This window comes from Elioraea tepida, from assembly GCF_019203965.1.
Classification (GTDB): domain Bacteria; phylum Pseudomonadota; class Alphaproteobacteria; order Acetobacterales; family Acetobacteraceae; genus Elioraea_A; species Elioraea_A tepida.
This window is the reverse complement of record NZ_CP076448.1, coordinates 2,469,371-2,483,832: the sequence shown is the minus strand read 5'-3', so window position 1 is coordinate 2,483,832 and position 14,462 is coordinate 2,469,371. Positions and strand designations below refer to the sequence as shown.

General features: G+C 69.8%; 18 protein-coding genes and 1 tRNA gene. 9 read left to right on the top strand and 10 right to left on the bottom strand.

Features of this window, described 5'->3' with window-relative positions:
* Window positions 1–61 precede the first annotated feature (61 nt).
* The 3 genes from KO353_RS11830 (at window position 62) to KO353_RS11820 (ending at window position 1,241) form a co-directional block, all read left to right on the top strand.
* Window positions 62–502 carry a flagellar assembly protein FliX gene (locus KO353_RS11830; protein WP_218284909.1) on the top strand — a complete coding sequence of 147 codons (441 nt, stop codon included), beginning with the start codon at window positions 62–64 and terminating at the stop codon, window positions 500–502.
* Window positions 503–689: 187 nt separating this feature from the next.
* Window positions 690–1,103: an RNA polymerase-binding protein DksA gene (gene dksA / locus KO353_RS11825; protein ID WP_235692117.1), complete on the top strand. Its 414-nt coding sequence runs from the start codon at window positions 690–692 to the stop codon at window positions 1,101–1,103.
* Window positions 1,104–1,164: 61 nt separating this feature from the next.
* Window positions 1,165–1,241: transfer RNA gene (locus tag KO353_RS11820), tRNA-Arg, on the top strand.
* A gap of 145 nt (window positions 1,242–1,386) precedes the next feature.
* Here the strand turns inward: KO353_RS11820 and KO353_RS11815 are convergent.
* Genes KO353_RS11815 through KO353_RS11805 form a run of 3 tightly spaced genes read right to left on the bottom strand, consistent with a single transcriptional unit; the run spans window position 1,387 to window position 3,851 of the window.
* Window positions 1,387–2,028: a DUF2272 domain-containing protein gene (locus KO353_RS11815; RefSeq protein WP_218284907.1), complete on the bottom strand. Its 642-nt coding sequence runs from the start codon at window positions 2,026–2,028 to the stop codon at window positions 1,387–1,389.
* 36 nt (window positions 2,029–2,064) lie between these two features.
* Window positions 2,065–2,805, bottom strand: coding sequence for an SDR family NAD(P)-dependent oxidoreductase (locus KO353_RS11810; protein WP_218284906.1), 741 nt, complete (start codon window positions 2,803–2,805; stop codon window positions 2,065–2,067).
* Between the two features lie 29 nt (window positions 2,806–2,834).
* Entirely contained in the window at window positions 2,835–3,851 is a 1,017-nt protein-coding gene (locus tag KO353_RS11805; protein ID WP_218284905.1) for a cysteine synthase A, read from the bottom strand.
* A 92-nt stretch (window positions 3,852–3,943) separates the two neighbouring features.
* Between KO353_RS11805 and KO353_RS11800 the strand changes: the two genes are divergently transcribed.
* Entirely contained in the window at window positions 3,944–4,360 is a 417-nt protein-coding gene (locus KO353_RS11800; protein ID WP_218284904.1) for a rhodanese-like domain-containing protein, read from the top strand.
* 7 nt (window positions 4,361–4,367) lie between these two features.
* The gene (locus KO353_RS11795; RefSeq protein ID WP_218284903.1) at window positions 4,368–4,736 is read left to right on the top strand and encodes a winged helix-turn-helix domain-containing protein; all 369 of its coding nucleotides are present in this window, start codon (window positions 4,368–4,370) and stop codon (window positions 4,734–4,736) included.
* Between the two features lie 139 nt (window positions 4,737–4,875).
* Here KO353_RS11795 and KO353_RS11790 read toward each other — a convergent pair whose 3' ends face one another.
* The 4 genes from KO353_RS11790 to KO353_RS11775 are packed head-to-tail and all read right to left on the bottom strand — an operon-like array spanning window position 4,876 to window position 7,856.
* Entirely contained in the window at window positions 4,876–5,547 is a 672-nt protein-coding gene (locus tag KO353_RS11790) for an amino acid ABC transporter permease (RefSeq protein ID WP_218284895.1), read from the bottom strand.
* A gap of 5 nt (window positions 5,548–5,552) precedes the next feature.
* Window positions 5,553–6,233: an amino acid ABC transporter permease gene (locus tag KO353_RS11785; protein ID WP_218284894.1), complete on the bottom strand. Its 681-nt coding sequence runs from the start codon at window positions 6,231–6,233 to the stop codon at window positions 5,553–5,555.
* Between the two features lie 25 nt (window positions 6,234–6,258).
* Entirely contained in the window at window positions 6,259–7,017 is a 759-nt protein-coding gene (locus KO353_RS11780; RefSeq protein WP_218284893.1) for an amino acid ABC transporter ATP-binding protein, read from the bottom strand.
* Window positions 7,018–7,022: 5 nt separating this feature from the next.
* Window positions 7,023–7,856: a transporter substrate-binding domain-containing protein gene (locus KO353_RS11775; RefSeq protein WP_218284892.1), complete on the bottom strand. Its 834-nt coding sequence runs from the start codon at window positions 7,854–7,856 to the stop codon at window positions 7,023–7,025.
* 149 nt (window positions 7,857–8,005) lie between these two features.
* On the opposite strand from KO353_RS11775, the gene KO353_RS11770 reads away from it, so the two are divergent.
* Together KO353_RS11770 and KO353_RS11765 are read left to right on the top strand one after the other, a co-directional pair.
* Window positions 8,006–9,031 carry a TAXI family TRAP transporter solute-binding subunit gene (locus tag KO353_RS11770; protein ID WP_218284891.1) on the top strand — a complete coding sequence of 342 codons (1,026 nt, stop codon included), beginning with the start codon at window positions 8,006–8,008 and terminating at the stop codon, window positions 9,029–9,031.
* A 76-nt stretch (window positions 9,032–9,107) separates the two neighbouring features.
* Window positions 9,108–11,135, top strand: a complete 2,028-nt coding sequence (locus KO353_RS11765; RefSeq protein WP_235691838.1) for a TRAP transporter permease — start codon at window positions 9,108–9,110, stop codon at window positions 11,133–11,135.
* Here KO353_RS11765 and mtnA read toward each other — a convergent pair.
* The 3 genes from mtnA to KO353_RS11750 are packed head-to-tail and all read right to left on the bottom strand — an operon-like array spanning window position 11,117 to window position 13,099.
* A complete protein-coding gene (mtnA, locus tag KO353_RS11760) occupies window positions 11,117–12,202 on the bottom strand; it encodes an S-methyl-5-thioribose-1-phosphate isomerase (RefSeq protein WP_218284890.1) in 1,086 nt (361 codons plus the stop codon). The genes KO353_RS11765 and mtnA overlap by 19 nt on opposite strands.
* Window positions 12,202–12,681 carry a UPF0262 family protein gene (locus tag KO353_RS11755; RefSeq protein WP_218284889.1) on the bottom strand — a complete coding sequence of 160 codons (480 nt, stop codon included), beginning with the start codon at window positions 12,679–12,681 and terminating at the stop codon, window positions 12,202–12,204. Before KO353_RS11755 ends, mtnA begins: the two co-directional genes overlap by 1 nt.
* A gap of 4 nt (window positions 12,682–12,685) precedes the next feature.
* Window positions 12,686–13,099, bottom strand: coding sequence for a DUF983 domain-containing protein (locus tag KO353_RS11750; RefSeq protein WP_235691836.1), 414 nt, complete (start codon window positions 13,097–13,099; stop codon window positions 12,686–12,688).
* 135 nt (window positions 13,100–13,234) lie between these two features.
* Between KO353_RS11750 and KO353_RS11745 the strand changes: the two genes are divergently transcribed.
* Together KO353_RS11745 and KO353_RS11740 are read left to right on the top strand one after the other, a co-directional pair.
* A complete protein-coding gene (locus KO353_RS11745) occupies window positions 13,235–13,918 on the top strand; it encodes an aspartate/glutamate racemase family protein (protein WP_218284887.1) in 684 nt (227 codons plus the stop codon).
* On the top strand, window positions 13,915–14,349 hold the full coding sequence (locus KO353_RS11740) for a tetratricopeptide repeat protein (protein ID WP_218284886.1): 435 nt from the start codon (window positions 13,915–13,917) through the stop codon (window positions 14,347–14,349). Before KO353_RS11745 ends, KO353_RS11740 begins: the two co-directional genes overlap by 4 nt.
* The last annotated feature ends 113 nt before the right edge of the window (window positions 14,350–14,462 follow it).

The following is a 14,462-nucleotide window of genomic DNA, read 5'->3' as shown; positions in this document are numbered from 1 at the left end:
CTGCCGATCGGCAGAGTGCCGCGCAGCGCAAGGCCGGTGGCCGCTGCGGAGGAGCATGCCGATGAAGATCACGGGCTATGGGCCGATCACGACCCCTGGCCGCGCGACGAGGCCAGGGGCCGCGCAGGGGCGTTTCCGCCTGCCGGGCAACGGCGCCGCCGGGGCCGCGTCCGAGGCGAGAGACGCCGGCGCGGCCGAGGGGGTCTCGATCGCCGCGTCGCTGATCGCGCTTCAGGAGACGATGCTCGCCGCCGAGCGCGATCGCGAGGCGCGCGCCCGCGCCGATCGGATGCTCGAGGAGCTCGCCGAACTCCAGCGCGGCATCCTGGGCGGGCGGCTTTCTGCCGCACGGCTTCGGGAGCTCGCCGCGCTCGCCGACCAGCCGGCGGTTGCGGTTGACGGGCGGCTCGCCGAGATCGTCGGCGCGATCACGCTCCGAGCGCGCGTGGAGCTCGCACGCCTCGAGCTCGCGGCCGCGGGTGGGGTGGCGAACGGAGGCTGACGGCACGCCCCTGCTGCACCGCGGAAGGCCGCGGTGAAACCGTTCTGTCTCAATGGTTTGGCGCCGCATTTGGCGGCTTGGCGACACCAAGCAGCGCAAGTATAGTCCGCGCGCCCTTCGACCCCGGGTGGCGAAACGGGGCGTTGGGCCAAGGGGCCTGAGGCCCTGACGCAGGGGACGTGAGATGATCGTGACGCTGCCGCCTGACTATCGGCCCTCCGAGGCCGAAGAGTTCATGAACCCGCTGCAGCTCGAGTATTTCCGTCGCAAACTGCTCGCGTGGCGGGCCGAGCTTCTGAAGGAGGCCGACGAGACCCTCGCAAGCCTCCAGGCTGGCGGGATGCAGGAACCCGACCTGACCGATCGTGCCTCGCTCGAGACCGACCGGGCCCTCGAACTCCGCACCCGTGACCGGGCGCGCAAACTGATCGCGAAGATCGACCAGGCGCTGGAGCGGATCGAGAACGGAACCTACGGCTACTGCGAGGAGACGGGCGAGCCGATCAGCCTCCGGCGACTCGAAGCGAGACCGATCGCGACCCTCTCGATCGAGGCCCAGGAGCGCCACGAGCGGATGGAGCGCACCCACCGCGACGATTGAGCGGGCCGGTGCCGTCGCGCTGTTTGCCAGACGCGGCCGGTTCCGCTACCAAGGGAGGGACGGACCCGTAGCTCAGTTGGATAGAGCGCTGCCCTCCGAAGGCAGAGGTCGTGCGTTCGAGTCGCGCCGGGTCCGCCATCCGCTCTTCCCTTGCGGCACGTTTCGGACTGTGCCGCGCAAGCTGGGTGTGTCGGCGGCCTCCGTGAGGCGGTCGCGGTTGGCGCCCGCCACATTCCCCATCCGCTTGCGGCAACCGTCTCGAGAGAGGCCGTTGCGGCAACGGTCAGATGTGATCGTCGGCGAAACGTATCAGGGCGAACCAGTGCCCGCGCTCCTGCCCTGTGTCGACAAGGCGCCCGGCACCGTCGAGCACCAAGGTTCGACGCTTCACCGTGTCGGCGAGATTGCCGCCGATGAGCTCGGCCCTGTCGGCGCCGGCCGAGACGACGATGTCGCCGTGGCTCGTGAAAGGCGCGATGCGTTGCGCCGCCTCCCAGCCGATCGGCGCATCCCGTGCCCCGTCGCCGATCCCTGCGCGCCACTGAACGACAATGTCCCCGCGCCGGAGCGGCAACGTGCCGATGGGGAACGCGCGGTAGGGCTGCGGTTCCCCCTCGCTTGCGCGTTGGATCGCATCGCGCACATAGGTGCTGTGCCACTCGCAGTAGGCGAACCAGGGCGCGCCGCCGGTCGCGACCCACACCCCCGCCGAGACGAAAGCGGCCGACCAAGCCCAGCGGTCACCGTTCTCGTCGACCGTCCGGCCATCCACATGCCGGTAGTGCAGGCGCCCGGCGGCATCACCGACGATCCGCCAATATTCGGCGATCCAGCCGTTGCACGGCTCCTCGTCCTCGAGGCGACCGAGGAAGCGTGCCTCCTCGCCTTCCGCCCACGCCGCGAGGCGTTCGGCGACGCTCTTCATGCGGCGTGCTGACCCCTCTGGCGCAAGCGAGCGAGATCAGTACGTCGCCCGCCCGCCCGAGACGTCGAACACCGCGCCAGTGGAGAACGACGCCTCGTCGGAAGCAAGCCAGCAGATCATCGCCGCGATTTCCTCCACACGCCCGAAGCGGCCGAGCGGGATCTTCGAGAGCATCCAGGCAATGTGCTCCTCGGTCATCTGCGCGAAGATGTCGGTCTTCACCGCCGCGGGCGTGACGCAGTTGACGCGAACCTCCGTGTCCGCGAGCTCCTTACCCAGCGATTTGGTGAGCGCGATCACGCCAGCCTTCGCCGCGGAATAGGCCGAGGCATTGGGGTTCCCCTCCTTGCCGGCGATGGAAGCGACGTTGACGATCCGCCCGCGGTTGCGCGCGCGCATCCCCGGCACGACGGCGCGGCAGCAGAGGAACACGCCGGTCAGGTCGACCTCGATCACGCGCCGCCAGGCATCGAACGGATAGGTCTCGACCGGGCCGTTCGGGCCGGTGATCCCGGCATTGTTGATGAGGATGTCGATCGGCCCGAGGGCGGCCTCCGTCGCCGCTACAGCCGCCGCGACCGACGCCTCGTCGGCGACCTCGACCCGGAGCGCGAGTCCGGACAGACGCGCCGCGACCTTCGCCGCCTCCGCCTCGTCGAGATCCCACAGAGCCACGCGTGCCCCCTCGGCCGCGAGGCGTTCGGCCACCGCAAGCCCGATGCCGCGTGCCCCGCCGGTGACGACCGCCACACGGCGTTCGAAACGATCCGTTGCCATGACGGTTCCCGCCTTCTCTCCCCTCTCTCTCAGGCCATCCAGGGCGGCACGGGAAGGCCCTTGCTGCGCAGGAACTCGGGATTGAACAGCTTGCTCTGGTAGCGCGCACCGCCGTCGCAGAGGATCGTCACCACGGTATGGCCGGGGCCCAGCGAGCGCGCGACGCGGATCGCGGCGGCGACGTTCAGCCCTGCGCTGCCGCCCACCGACAGACCCTCGTGGATGGTGAGATCGAACACCTGCTCGAGCGCCTCCTCGTCCGTCACCTGGATCGCATCGTCGATCGGCGCGCCCTCGAGATTGCCAGGAACCCGGCTCTGGCCGATGCCCTCGGTGATCGAGGCCCCCTCGAGCGTGAGCTCGCCGCGCATCTTCCACGCATAGAGGGCGCTGCCCATCGGGTCGGCGAGCGTGATCCGCACGGTGGGCTTGCGCTCCTTCAGCGCCATCGCGACACCGGCGAGCGTGCCGCCCGTGCCGCAGGCGCAGGTGAAGGCATCGACGCGGCCGTCCGTCTGCTCCCAGATCTCAACTCCGGTGGTCGCACGATGGCCCTCGCGGTTGGCGAGATTGTCGAACTGGTTCGCCCAGATCGCCCCGTTCGGCTCGGTGCGCGCGAGTTCCTCCGCAAGCCGGCGGGAGACGTGGACATAATTTCCGGGGTCCTTGTAGGGCGCGGCCGGAACGAGCCGGAGCTCGGCGCCGATCATGCGCAGGAACTCGATCTTCTCCCGGCTCTGCGTCTCGGGCATCACGATCACGCTTCGGTAGCCGCGCGCATTGCCCACGAGCGTGAGCCCGATCCCTGTGTTGCCAGCGGTGCCCTCGACGATCGTTCCGCCAGGACGCAGCGTCCCCTTCGCCTCGGCGTCGAGGATGATGGCGAGTGCGGCGCGGTCCTTCACCGAACCGCCCGGGTTCATGAATTCCGCCTTGCCGAGAATGGTGCATCCCGTCGCCTCGGAGGCACGTCTGAGCTTGATCAGCGGCGTACCGCCGATCGCCCCGACAAGCCCTTCGGCGATGCCACCCCACCCTCTTGCCACGCCCCGTCTCCGTGCTTTTCCGGATGAACCGCGAGCGCTACACAAGCCCTTCGCCGGCGATGATGCAACCCACCGCCGCGCACGAGGCAGAGATGAGCGACATCCCGCACGCCACGGTCACCGAGACCTGGGAGGCCTTGCGCAGCGATCCGTCCGCAGCGCTCGTCGACGTGCGCACCGATGCGGAATGGAGCTATGTCGGGCTGCCCGACCTCTCCGCCATCGGCAAGAAGGTGCACCGGATCGCTTGGCAGATCTTCCCGTCAATGACGGTGAACGGGCGGTTCGTCGAGGAGCTCGCCGCGGCGGGGCTGACGCCCGCGAACGAGCTCTATTTCCTGTGCCGGTCGGGAGCGCGCAGCCTCGCCGCTGCCCGGGCCGCGATGGCCGCAGGCTATCCCCGCGTGGTGAACATCATCGACGGATTCGAGGGCCCGCTCGACGAGGCCGGCCATCGCCGCACCCGGGCAGGGTGGATCGCCGCCGGCCTGCCCTGGAGACAGACATGAGGTGAGGATGAAGCGGCGCGGCAAGGGAGCGCTCCCCGCCCTGCATGTGCGAGTCGATCTCGTGCCCGGCGTCTCCTTCGGCCCGGGCAAGGCCGATCTTCTGCAGGGAATCGCCGAGACGGGCTCGATCGCCGCCGCCGGACGACGGCTCGGGATGAGCTACAAGCGCGCCTGGTCGCTGGTTGAGACGCTGAACAGGATGTTCCGCGCTCCGCTCGTTTCGGCCACCAAGGGCGGGCTTTCGGGTGGCGGTGCGGTTCTGACGCCGGAAGGCGAGGCGGTGCTCGCCCGCTACCGCGCCATCCAGGCGCGCGTTGCCGCGGCTGCCGCCGAGGAGCTCGCCGCTCTGCACGCCGCCGCGGCCGATCGGCGCTGACGCCTCGGCGCGTCTCCTCCGCGGACGAGCGCGTGGCTTGAGCTGCGGGCTGCTAGGCCGACGGCACCAGCGCGCCTCCCGCCCTGCAGCAGGCTTCCGCGAGCCGTGGCGGCGCGCGCCACGCTTGCCTCGCCGCCCTTCAGTGCCGGGCGATCGCCTTGTGCTCGAGGCGGCTCAGAAGCCGCACCACCGGCCAGAGCAAAAGGAAGTAGAGGAGTGCCGCCGCGACGATCGGCGAGGGGTTGTAGGTGACGCTCTGCGCCTGGCGGGCCTGGAACAGCAGTTCGGGCAGCGCGACGACCGAGGCGATCGAGGTGAGCTTCACCACCTCGAGCGTGTTCGACACGAGGTCGGGCAAAACGTTCCGAAACCCCTGCGGAAGGATCACCCAGATCATCGCCTGCACGGCGGAAAGCCCCGTCGAACGCGCTGCCTCCATCTGCCCGCGCGGGATGCTTTCGATGCCGGCGCGCAGGATCTCGCCGTAGTAGGACGAGGTGTTGAGGAAGAAGCCGATCGCGACGGAGGTGAAAGCGCCGATCTCGATGCCGGCGAAGGGCAGGCCGGCATAGATGAACACGAGCAGCACGAGCGGCGGAAAGGCGCGGAAGAAATCAACCCAAGCCACGAGCGGCCAGCGCACGAGCGGGTGGCGGATCACCGAGAGGAGAGCGATCACCACCCCGCCCGCGAAGCCCAAGGGGACGGCGACGAGCACGAGCAGCACCGTCATCCGAAGGCCCTGCAGCAGGATCGGCGCGGCCGCCCGCATGACCTCGATGTTGAAAAAGGTCGCGAGAAACTCCTGCATCGACGTTAGCGCTTCCAGGCGAACCGGGTCTCGACCCAGCGCCCGAACACCACCACGGGAAGGAACAGGACGAGATAGGCGATCGCGCCGAGGGTGAGCGGGGAAGGGTTGGAGGAGAAGGCCACCGCTCCGGAGGCGACGGAGAGGACCTCCGCGACCGCCACCACGGAGCCGAGCGCCGTCCCCTTCGTGATCGCGATCGTCCGGTTCGTCAGCGGCGGGATCGAGAGCCGGAGCGCCTGCGGCAGGACGACATGGGTGAGCGTTGCTGAGAAGCCCAAGCCGGTCGACCGCGCCGCCTCCCACTGTCCTTTCGGCACCGCCAGGATTCCCCCCCAGAGGATCTCCTCGGCGAAGGCGGCGAGCACCAACGTGAGGCTGAGCCAGGTCGAAACGAAGCCGGACGGCGCCGGCCCGAAGCTCGGCAGGCCGAAATAGATCAGAACGATGATCACAAGCGGCGGCAGCGCCCGGAACAGATCGACGAAGAACACGATCAACCAGTTCAACGGGCGGATGCCGAAGCTCCGCACGACCGCGAGCAGGAAGCCGAGCACAAGCCCCGAGATGACGATCAGCAGGGCGAGCTCGACCGTGAGGATGAACCCCTCGACGATCTTCGGCAGATACGCCGCCATCACCTCGCGGTTGAAAAAGGTGAAGACGAAACGTTCCCAGGCGCTCATCGTTCGCAGGGTGGCCCGGGTGCGCTCAGTGATGGTCGAGCTGGCGGAGGAAGGCGCGGGTGCGCTCCTCGCGCGGCGCGCCAAAGATCTGCTCGGGCGTCCCCTCCTCGACAACGACGCCATGATCCATGAACACGACCCGGTCGGCCGCGGCACGGGCGAAGCCCATCTCGTGGCTCACCACGACCATCGTCATCCCCCCCTCGCGGAGCGAGCGCATCACCGAAAGCACGCTGCCCACGAGCTCGGGGTCGAGCGCCGAGGTCGGCTCATCGAACAGCATCACCCGCGGCTCGAGAGCGATCGCGCGCGCGATCGCGACCCGTTGCTGCTGCCCGCCCGACAGCTCGAGCGGATAGGCGTCGGCCTTGTCGGCAAGCCCGACCCGGGCGAGCGCCTCGAGCGCGATCTCCTCCGCCTCCGCCCGCGTCTTGCCCGCGACCTTGCGGAGCGCGAGCATGACGTTCCCCTTCGCCGTCATGTGCGGGTAGAGGTTGAACTGCTGGAACACCATGCCGATGCGACGCCGCGCCGCGTTGATGTCGGTGCGGCGATCCAAGAGGTCGATGCCGTCGACGACGACCGTCCCGGCAGACGGCGTCTCGAGCCGGTTGCAGCAGCGCAACAGCGTCGATTTGCCGCTTCCCGAGGGGCCGATCACGAAGACGAGCTCGCGCTCCGCCACCACGAGATCCACGCCCTTCAGCACATGAAGGGCGCCGAAATGCTTGTGGATCCCGCGCGCCTCGAGGATCGGCGCCGCCTTGCCTCCTTCGGCCGCCATCCCTCTCAGCAGGGGGCGGTGTGAGGCGTGGGGTCGTAACCCGGCAGGCCGGGAACGCCGGAACCGGGGAAGACGATGTTCTCGGCATCGTCCGCCTCGGGCTTCACGCCGAACCACTTCTCCGACAGGCGCGCGATCGTCCCATCCTTCTTCATGCACTCGAGCACGCGATCGACCTCGTTGCGCAGAGCAACCGACTGCAGCGGGAAGGGAGCCGCCCAGTGCGCCCGCGTCTCCTTGAGGAGCAGATCGGGGACGAATTGCGGCGAGCGTGTAGCGGCGAACTTGATCACCGTCGTACCGGCGAGGTTGGCGTAGGCGCGCCCCGAAACCACGGCCTGGACGGCATCGGTATTGGTGTCATAGGCCTGCACCGTGAAGCCGTAGCGGGCGGCGTTCGCCTGCGCCCAGGTGTCGTAGATGCTGCCCTTGTTGACGCTGATCGTCTTGCCGCGCAGGTCCTCGAGGCTCTTGAGCGGCGCCGAGCCGCGGCGAATGCCGAACTGATAGGCGGTATAGAGGTAGCCTTCGGTGAAGAGCATGTTCTGCGCCCGCTCAGGCGTGGCCGTGGTCGGCGCGCAGAGGAAGTCGTAGCGGCCGGCGTTCATCGCCGGGATCAGGCCCGCGAAGCTCGCGCTCTCGATGATGATCTGCCGGCCCATGCGACGGGCCACCTCGGTGAACAGATCGACGTTGAAGCCCTCGACCCCGCCGCCGAGCTTCGGCATCGCGTGGGGGGCGAAGGTGCCATCGACGGCGCAGCGGAGCGGCGCCTCAGCGGCACCGGGCGTCGCGGTAGCGAGCACCGCAGCGGCAGCGAAAGCGAGCGTAAGGCGCATGGTTGCCATTCGGATCGACCCCCTGGTTGACCTCCGATGCGCTCAGCATCGCTCAGCTCGCGCCGGCCGGCAATCGCCTCGCCACGTTGATCGCGACGCGCGGGGGCGATAGCGTGCTGCATCGTCGCCGAAGAGGGGAAGCAAAACCGATGACGAGCTTCACGCGTGGCATGCCGCGCCGTCTTGTGCTTGGTGCCGCAGCGGCGGCAGGGTTTGGCCTTGCCGCTCCGGCCTCTGCCCAGGCGCCGCAGTTTTTCCGGATCGGCACCGGGGCAGCGGGCGGCACTTACTATCCCGTCGGCGGCATGATCGCGAACGCGATCTCCTGCCCGCCGGGAGCGCCCTGCCGCGAGGCCGGCGGCACCGCCGGCGTGCCTGGGCTTGTCGCGGTCGCGCAGGCGACGCAGGGCTCGGTTCAGAACGTAAACCTGATCCAGTCCGGCGCGGCGGAAAGCGGCTTCTCGCAATCCGACGTCGCGCACTGGGCGTATACGGGAACGGGTCTGTTCGAGGGCCGCCCGAAGCTCGACCGTCTTCGCTTCATCGCGCACCTCTTCGGCGAGCAACTGCATGCCGTGGTCCGCCGCGACAGCCCGATCCAGCGGCTTGAGGACCTGCGCGGCAGGCGTGTCGTCGTGGGCCTGCAGGCGTCTGGTGCGCGGATCGGGTCGGAGCTCGTGCTCGAGGCGGCGGGCCTGCGCGGCGCCTACACCCCGGAGTTCCTCTCCGCCGCCCAGGGCGTCGAGCGTATGCAGGACCGTGGCGTCGATGCGGTTCTTCAGGTCGTCGCCGCGCCTGCGGCCGCCTTCACCGAGTTCTGCTCGCGGGCGGGCTGCCGGCTCCTGCCGTTCTCCGACACGGTCATCCAGGCGGTCAGCCAGCGCGCTCCGTTCTACAGCCGAGGCGTGATCGCAAAGGGAACCTACGAGGGAGTGACGGAGGACGTCCCAACCCTCTCGGTCGGCGCGGTGTGGCTCGTTGGCGCGCAGGTGCCTGAGACCCTCGTCTACGAGATCACGAAGAGCCTCTGGAGCGAGACGACGAAGAGCCTCCTGCAGCGCGGCCACGTGCGGGCGCGCGACATCGTCGCCGAGACCGCCCTGCTCGGCCGCGGCGAGGTGCCGTTCCACCCAGGCGCCGAGCGGTTCTACCGCGAGGCGGGTATGCTGCGCTGAGCCAGCGCCAGCGCGGCGGGCAGGCGGGTGGCGGTTCGCCGTCATCCGCCGCCGTCCTGTCGTTGAGACAGAGTCCGTGAGCACGACGCTCGACCACACGAAGGCCGAGGCGCTCGAGCGTCAGTACGACCAGGAACTGAACTTCCGCACGCTGCACGGCTGGGCCGGCCGCGCCGTCTCGGTCGTCCTCGTCTCGCTCTCGCTCTACCAGTACTGGACGGCCGGGTTTGGCGTGCCGCCGGAGCACTGGCACAACGCCATCTATCTCGGCACCGTGCTCGCGCTGATCTTCCTCCTATTCGGCGCCGGGCGCAGCGATCGCCAAGGCCTCATCCCCCGCCTCGGCGGCATCCCGCTCACTGACTGGCTGTTCGCCGCCGCCTCGGTCGCGGTGGTCGCCTATCTCCCGCTCGACTTCGACCAGCTCACCTTCCGGATCGGCGTGCCGAACACGACCGATCTCGTGACGGGCACCATCCTCATCCTGCTCATCCTCGAGGCGACGCGCCGGTCGATGGGCATCGTCCTGCCGATCATCGTGCTTGTGTTCATCCTCTACGGTCTGTTCGGCTACCTGGTGCCCGGCGTGCTCGCCCACCCCGGCGCGAGCTTCGGCAACTTCATCAGCCAGCTCTACATGACGCAGGAGGGGATCTTCGGCATCCCGCTGAAGGTGGTCGCGACCTTCGTGTTCCACTTCGTGCTGTTCGGCGTGATCGCGACCAAGATGGGCCTGGGCCAGTTCTTCATCGATCTCGCGACCGTTGCGGCCGGACGATATCCCGGGGGGCCGGCGAAGGTGTCGGTCCTGTCCTCGGCCCTGTTCGGCAGCATCTCGGGCTCCTCGATCGCCAATACGGTGACGACGGGAAGCCTGACCATCCCGGCGATGATGAAGATCGGCTACCGGGGAAGCTTCGCCGGAGCGGTCGAGGCGGCGGCCTCGGCGGGCGGGCAGATCACGCCGCCGATCATGGGCGCGGCGGCGTTCATCATGACCGAGTTCCTCGGCGTGCCCTACACGACGATCATCCTCGCCGCGATCGTTCCGGCGGCGATGCACTATCTCGGCGTGCTCGTGCAGGTGCACCTCGAAGCCAAGCGCAGCGGCATACGCGGCATGGAGGAGAGCGATCTGCCGAGACTGTGGCCGACCCTCCGGCGCGGCTGGCCGACGGTGCTCCCGCTCATCATCCTCGTCGGCACCATCATCCGCGGCTACACGCCCTATCTCGCCGCCTTCAACGGCATCACCGCCTGCATCGTCATCGGGCTGATCAACCCGATGAACCGGATGACGCTTCGGGAGCTGTGGGACGCATTCGAGACGGGAGCGAAATACGCGCTCGCGGTCGGCGTCGCGGCCGCGGCCGTGGGCATCGTCGTCGGCGTGATCACGCTCACCGGTGCGGCCTTCCGCCTCTCCTTCATGGTCACACAGGCCGCGGGGACCCTAGCCGCAACGATCCACCCGTTCTTCGCCCTCCTGCCCGTCGAGCTCGCAAGCCTCAACGGGATCACGCTGTTTCTCACGCTTCTCTTCGTCGCCCTCACCTGCATCGCGATGGGGGCGGGGATCCCGACCACGGCGCTCTACATCGTGCTCGCCGCGATCGCCGCGCCAGCGGTGGAGCAGCTCGGCGTGCCCCCGATCGCGGCGCATCTCTTCATCTTCTACTATGGCCTGCTCGCCGATCTGACGCCGCCCGTGTGCGTCGCTGCCTATGCCGCTGCCGGAATCGCCGGCGCGAACCCGTTCCGAACCGGGCTCACCGCATTCCGGCTCGGCTCGGCGAAGGCGCTCGTGCCGTTCGTGTTCGCCTACTCGCCGGCGATGCTGATCGTCGCACCCGGCTTCACGGTGGGCGACTTTCTGCTCGTCACCCTCTCCTGCGCGCTCGGCGTCTGTGCGCTTGGCGTCGCGCTCACCGGCTACGCCTTCGCGCCGATGGGGTGGCTCGCACGCGCCCCTCTGCTCGCCGCGAGCCTCCTGATGATCTCGCCCGGGCTCACCCCCACACTCCTTGGCGCCGCGATCGTCGTGCCGATCCTCACCGTCAACTACCTCTCGGCGCGGGGAAGGCCTCAGGCGGCCTCCGGGTAGAGGCTCCTCAGCCCGGCTTCGGAGGCGGCACAGCGGCCGCGCTCGGTGATCAGCCCCGTGACGAGCCGAGCCGGCGTGACGTCGAAGGCCGGGTTGGCCGCGCCGCTTCCGGGCGCGACCACGCGGATGCGCTGCAGTGCGCCGTCCTCCCCGAGGCCCGTGACGTGCGTCACCTCGCCGGCGGATCGTTCCTCGATCGGCACGTCGTCACCCGAAGGAAGGGACCAGTCGATCGTCGAGGAGGGCAGGGCCACCCAGAACGGAACGCCGTTGTCGGCGGCGGCGAGCGCCTTGAGATAGGTGCCGATCTTGTTGGCGACATCGCCGTTTCGCGCCACCCGGTCGGTGCCGACAAGGACGAGATCGACAAGCCCGCGCCGCATCAGGTGCCCGCCCGCGTTGTCGGCCACCACGGTGTGCGGCACGCCGTGGGCGCCGAGCTCGAAGGCGGTCAACGCCGCGCCCTGATTGCGCGGGCGGGTCTCGTCCACCCAGACATGGAGGTCGATCCCGGCATCGTGCGCGGCGTAGATCGGCGCCGTCGCGGTGCCCCAATCCACCGTCGCAAGCCAGCCCGCGTTGCAGTGGGTGAGCAGGTTCACGCGCCCGCCCTTGCGCTTTGCGATCTCGGCGATCAGCGGCAGGCCGTGGCGGCCGATCGCCTCGCACATCGCCGCGTCCTCCTCCGCGATCGCGACCGCCTCCGCCCAGGCGCGCGCGGCGCGGCGCTCGTGCGGCAGGGGCGAGACGGCGCGGCGAACGCGGGCAAGCGCCCAGGCGAGGTTGACGGCGGTCGGCCGTGTCACGGCGAGCATCGTCGCAGCGGCGTCGAGCCCTTGATCGGAGGGGTCGGCGGCGATGGCAAGCGCGAAGCCAAAGGCGGCCACGGCGCCGATCAGCGGCGCGCCGCGCACCTGCATGGTCCTGATCGCCTCCGCCGCCGCGGCGGCCGTTTTGATCTCGGTCCACACGACCTCCCAGGGCAGGCGCGTCTGATCGAGCACGGCGAAGCCGCTTCCGTCGCTGCGCGGGCGTATGCTCCGTGTCGTCTCGCCGCCGAGCCGCATCAGTGGGTGATCCTCTGGTGCAGGACGCAGATCAGCGTGAACAGCCGGCGCGCGGTGTCGAAATCCACCTCGATCTTGCCTTCGAGCCGCTTGCGCAGCAGTTCCGCCGCCTCGTTGTGCACCCCTCGCCTGCCCATGTCGATCGCCTGGATGCGCGCCTCACGGCCTTCAGACACGGCCTCGGCATGGGCGTGCACCATCATCAGATAGTCCTTGATCAGCCGGCGAAACGGGCCCATCGCGAGCACCACGGCGGTGATCGGCGTGCCGTCGGCGCGGCGTATGTCGAAGGCGAGCCGCCCCTCGACCAGGCCGAGATGCAGCGTGTAGGGGCCGTCCGGGGCCCCTGCGGGAACGAAACGGTTCTCGTGCAGGATGTCGGCCACCGCCGCCGCACGGTCGGCCTCGAGTTCGTCGTTCAGCCGCGTCAGCGCCTCGCCCTCCAGAACCACCTGGCCGATGCGGGTGCTCTGCGGCATGGGCTCAGCCGGGGCGTTCGGGCAGATCCGGCCCCTGCTCGCTCCCTGTCATGCCGAAGGCGAGCATCACCCCGACCGTCGCCCCCTTCACCGGGCGGAGACAGAGAAGGCACAGGACGAGCGTCAGCGGCAGGAAGATCGCGGCCATCAGCCACAAGGGCGGCGCGCTCGCGCGCTCGACCAGAAGCATCAGCGGCACCACGATGTGGCCGACGAGGAAGATCGTGAAATAGGGCGGCGCATCATCCGCCCTGATCCTGCCGAGCGGAATGCCGCAGGCCGCACAGCGTGGGCGGAGAGCGAGAAAGCCGGCGAACAGCGGCCCGGCCCCGCAGGAGGGGCAGCGGCAGAGGGCGCCACGAGCCAGGGCCGTCCAGAGCGGCGGCCGAGGCAACAGGGCGGCGGGGGCCTCGGGCATCCCCGGCTGCCGGTGGGTCATCACTCTGGCGCTTCCGTCGTGTTGCGATGCACCATGGTGATGCTTCGGTGACGATGGTGCAAGGGCCTCGCGCTCCGCTTGGCGGAGGGCCGGGGCCTCGCGCAGAGTGGCGGCATGGGCGGGCGAATCCTCTTCATCAACCCGAATCGCAACGCGGCCTGCGGTAACGGCATCGCCGCTGCGCTCGCGCCGTTCCGCGCCCCCGGCCTGCCTGCGCTCGAGGTCGTTTCGCTCGCCGAGGGGCCGCCGGCGATCCGCTCCTGGTCAGACTGGTTCGCCGCATCCGGCCCCATCCTCGCCTGCATCGCCCGCGAGGAGGCGAGGACCGACGCCTTCGTGATCGCCTGCGCCTCAGACCCCGCCCTTCCGGCGGCACGGGAGGCAACGACGCGGCCTGTCTTCGGCATGTTTTCTTCGGCAGTCGCCCAGGCGCTTGCGCTCGCCGGCTCGTTCGGCGTGATCGCGCTCGCGCGCCCCTCCGTGTCACGGCACGCGCTCGCCCTGCGCCAGATGGGGGCCGAGCGCCAGCTCGTCCTCGAGATCCCGCTCGATGTCAGCCTCGAGGCGCTGCTCGACCCGGTAGCGGTGCGCGACCGCATGGTGGCGGCGGGGCGAGAGATCGCCGCCGCTGGGGCGGGGGCGATCGTGCTCGGCTGTGCGGGCATGGCGCACCATGCGGAGGCGGTCGAGCAGGCGGTCGGCCTTCCCGTGGTCGAGCCCGCCCAGGCAGCGGCCGCGGCGGCGCTTGCCCGTGTCCTGCCTGGGCGAGGCGCAGCGATCGAGCGAGCGGCTGAATGAGGGCGCCCTCCCTCCTCCTCCTCGCGCTCGCGGCCGCGCCGGCCGCCGCGGTCGCCCCGCCCCCGGCCGAAGGCCCCGGGATCGACCAGGATCGGGTCACCGGCGAGGCGCTGGTGCGGCAACAACGGTTCGAGCTCTCCATCCCGTTCCTGATCGAAGCGGTGAAGCGCGACCCGTTGGTGCCCGACCTGCACGTCTATCTCGCCTTCGCGCTGCGCAACGCCGGGCGACGCGACGAGGCGGCGGCGCATTACCGCTTCGCGCTCCGGCTCGACCCGGAGAACCGCTGGGCGCTCGCCTATTACGGGGTAATGCTGCTCGAGGAGGGGCGGCGCGCCGAAGCGGAGGAGAAGCGCGCGGCGCTCGCGCGCCTCTGCCCTACGGGCTGCCCAGAGCGCGAGGAGCTCGACCGCGCCTTCGCCGGTCGGTGATCCGCCCGCGCCCCGCTCGGCTGGCGCAAGCCCTGCCGAGAGGCCCTTCGATCTCGGCCATCCGGCCGCCCCCCACCGCACAGGCCCGGCCGGCCCGGATGCGCGATGCGCGT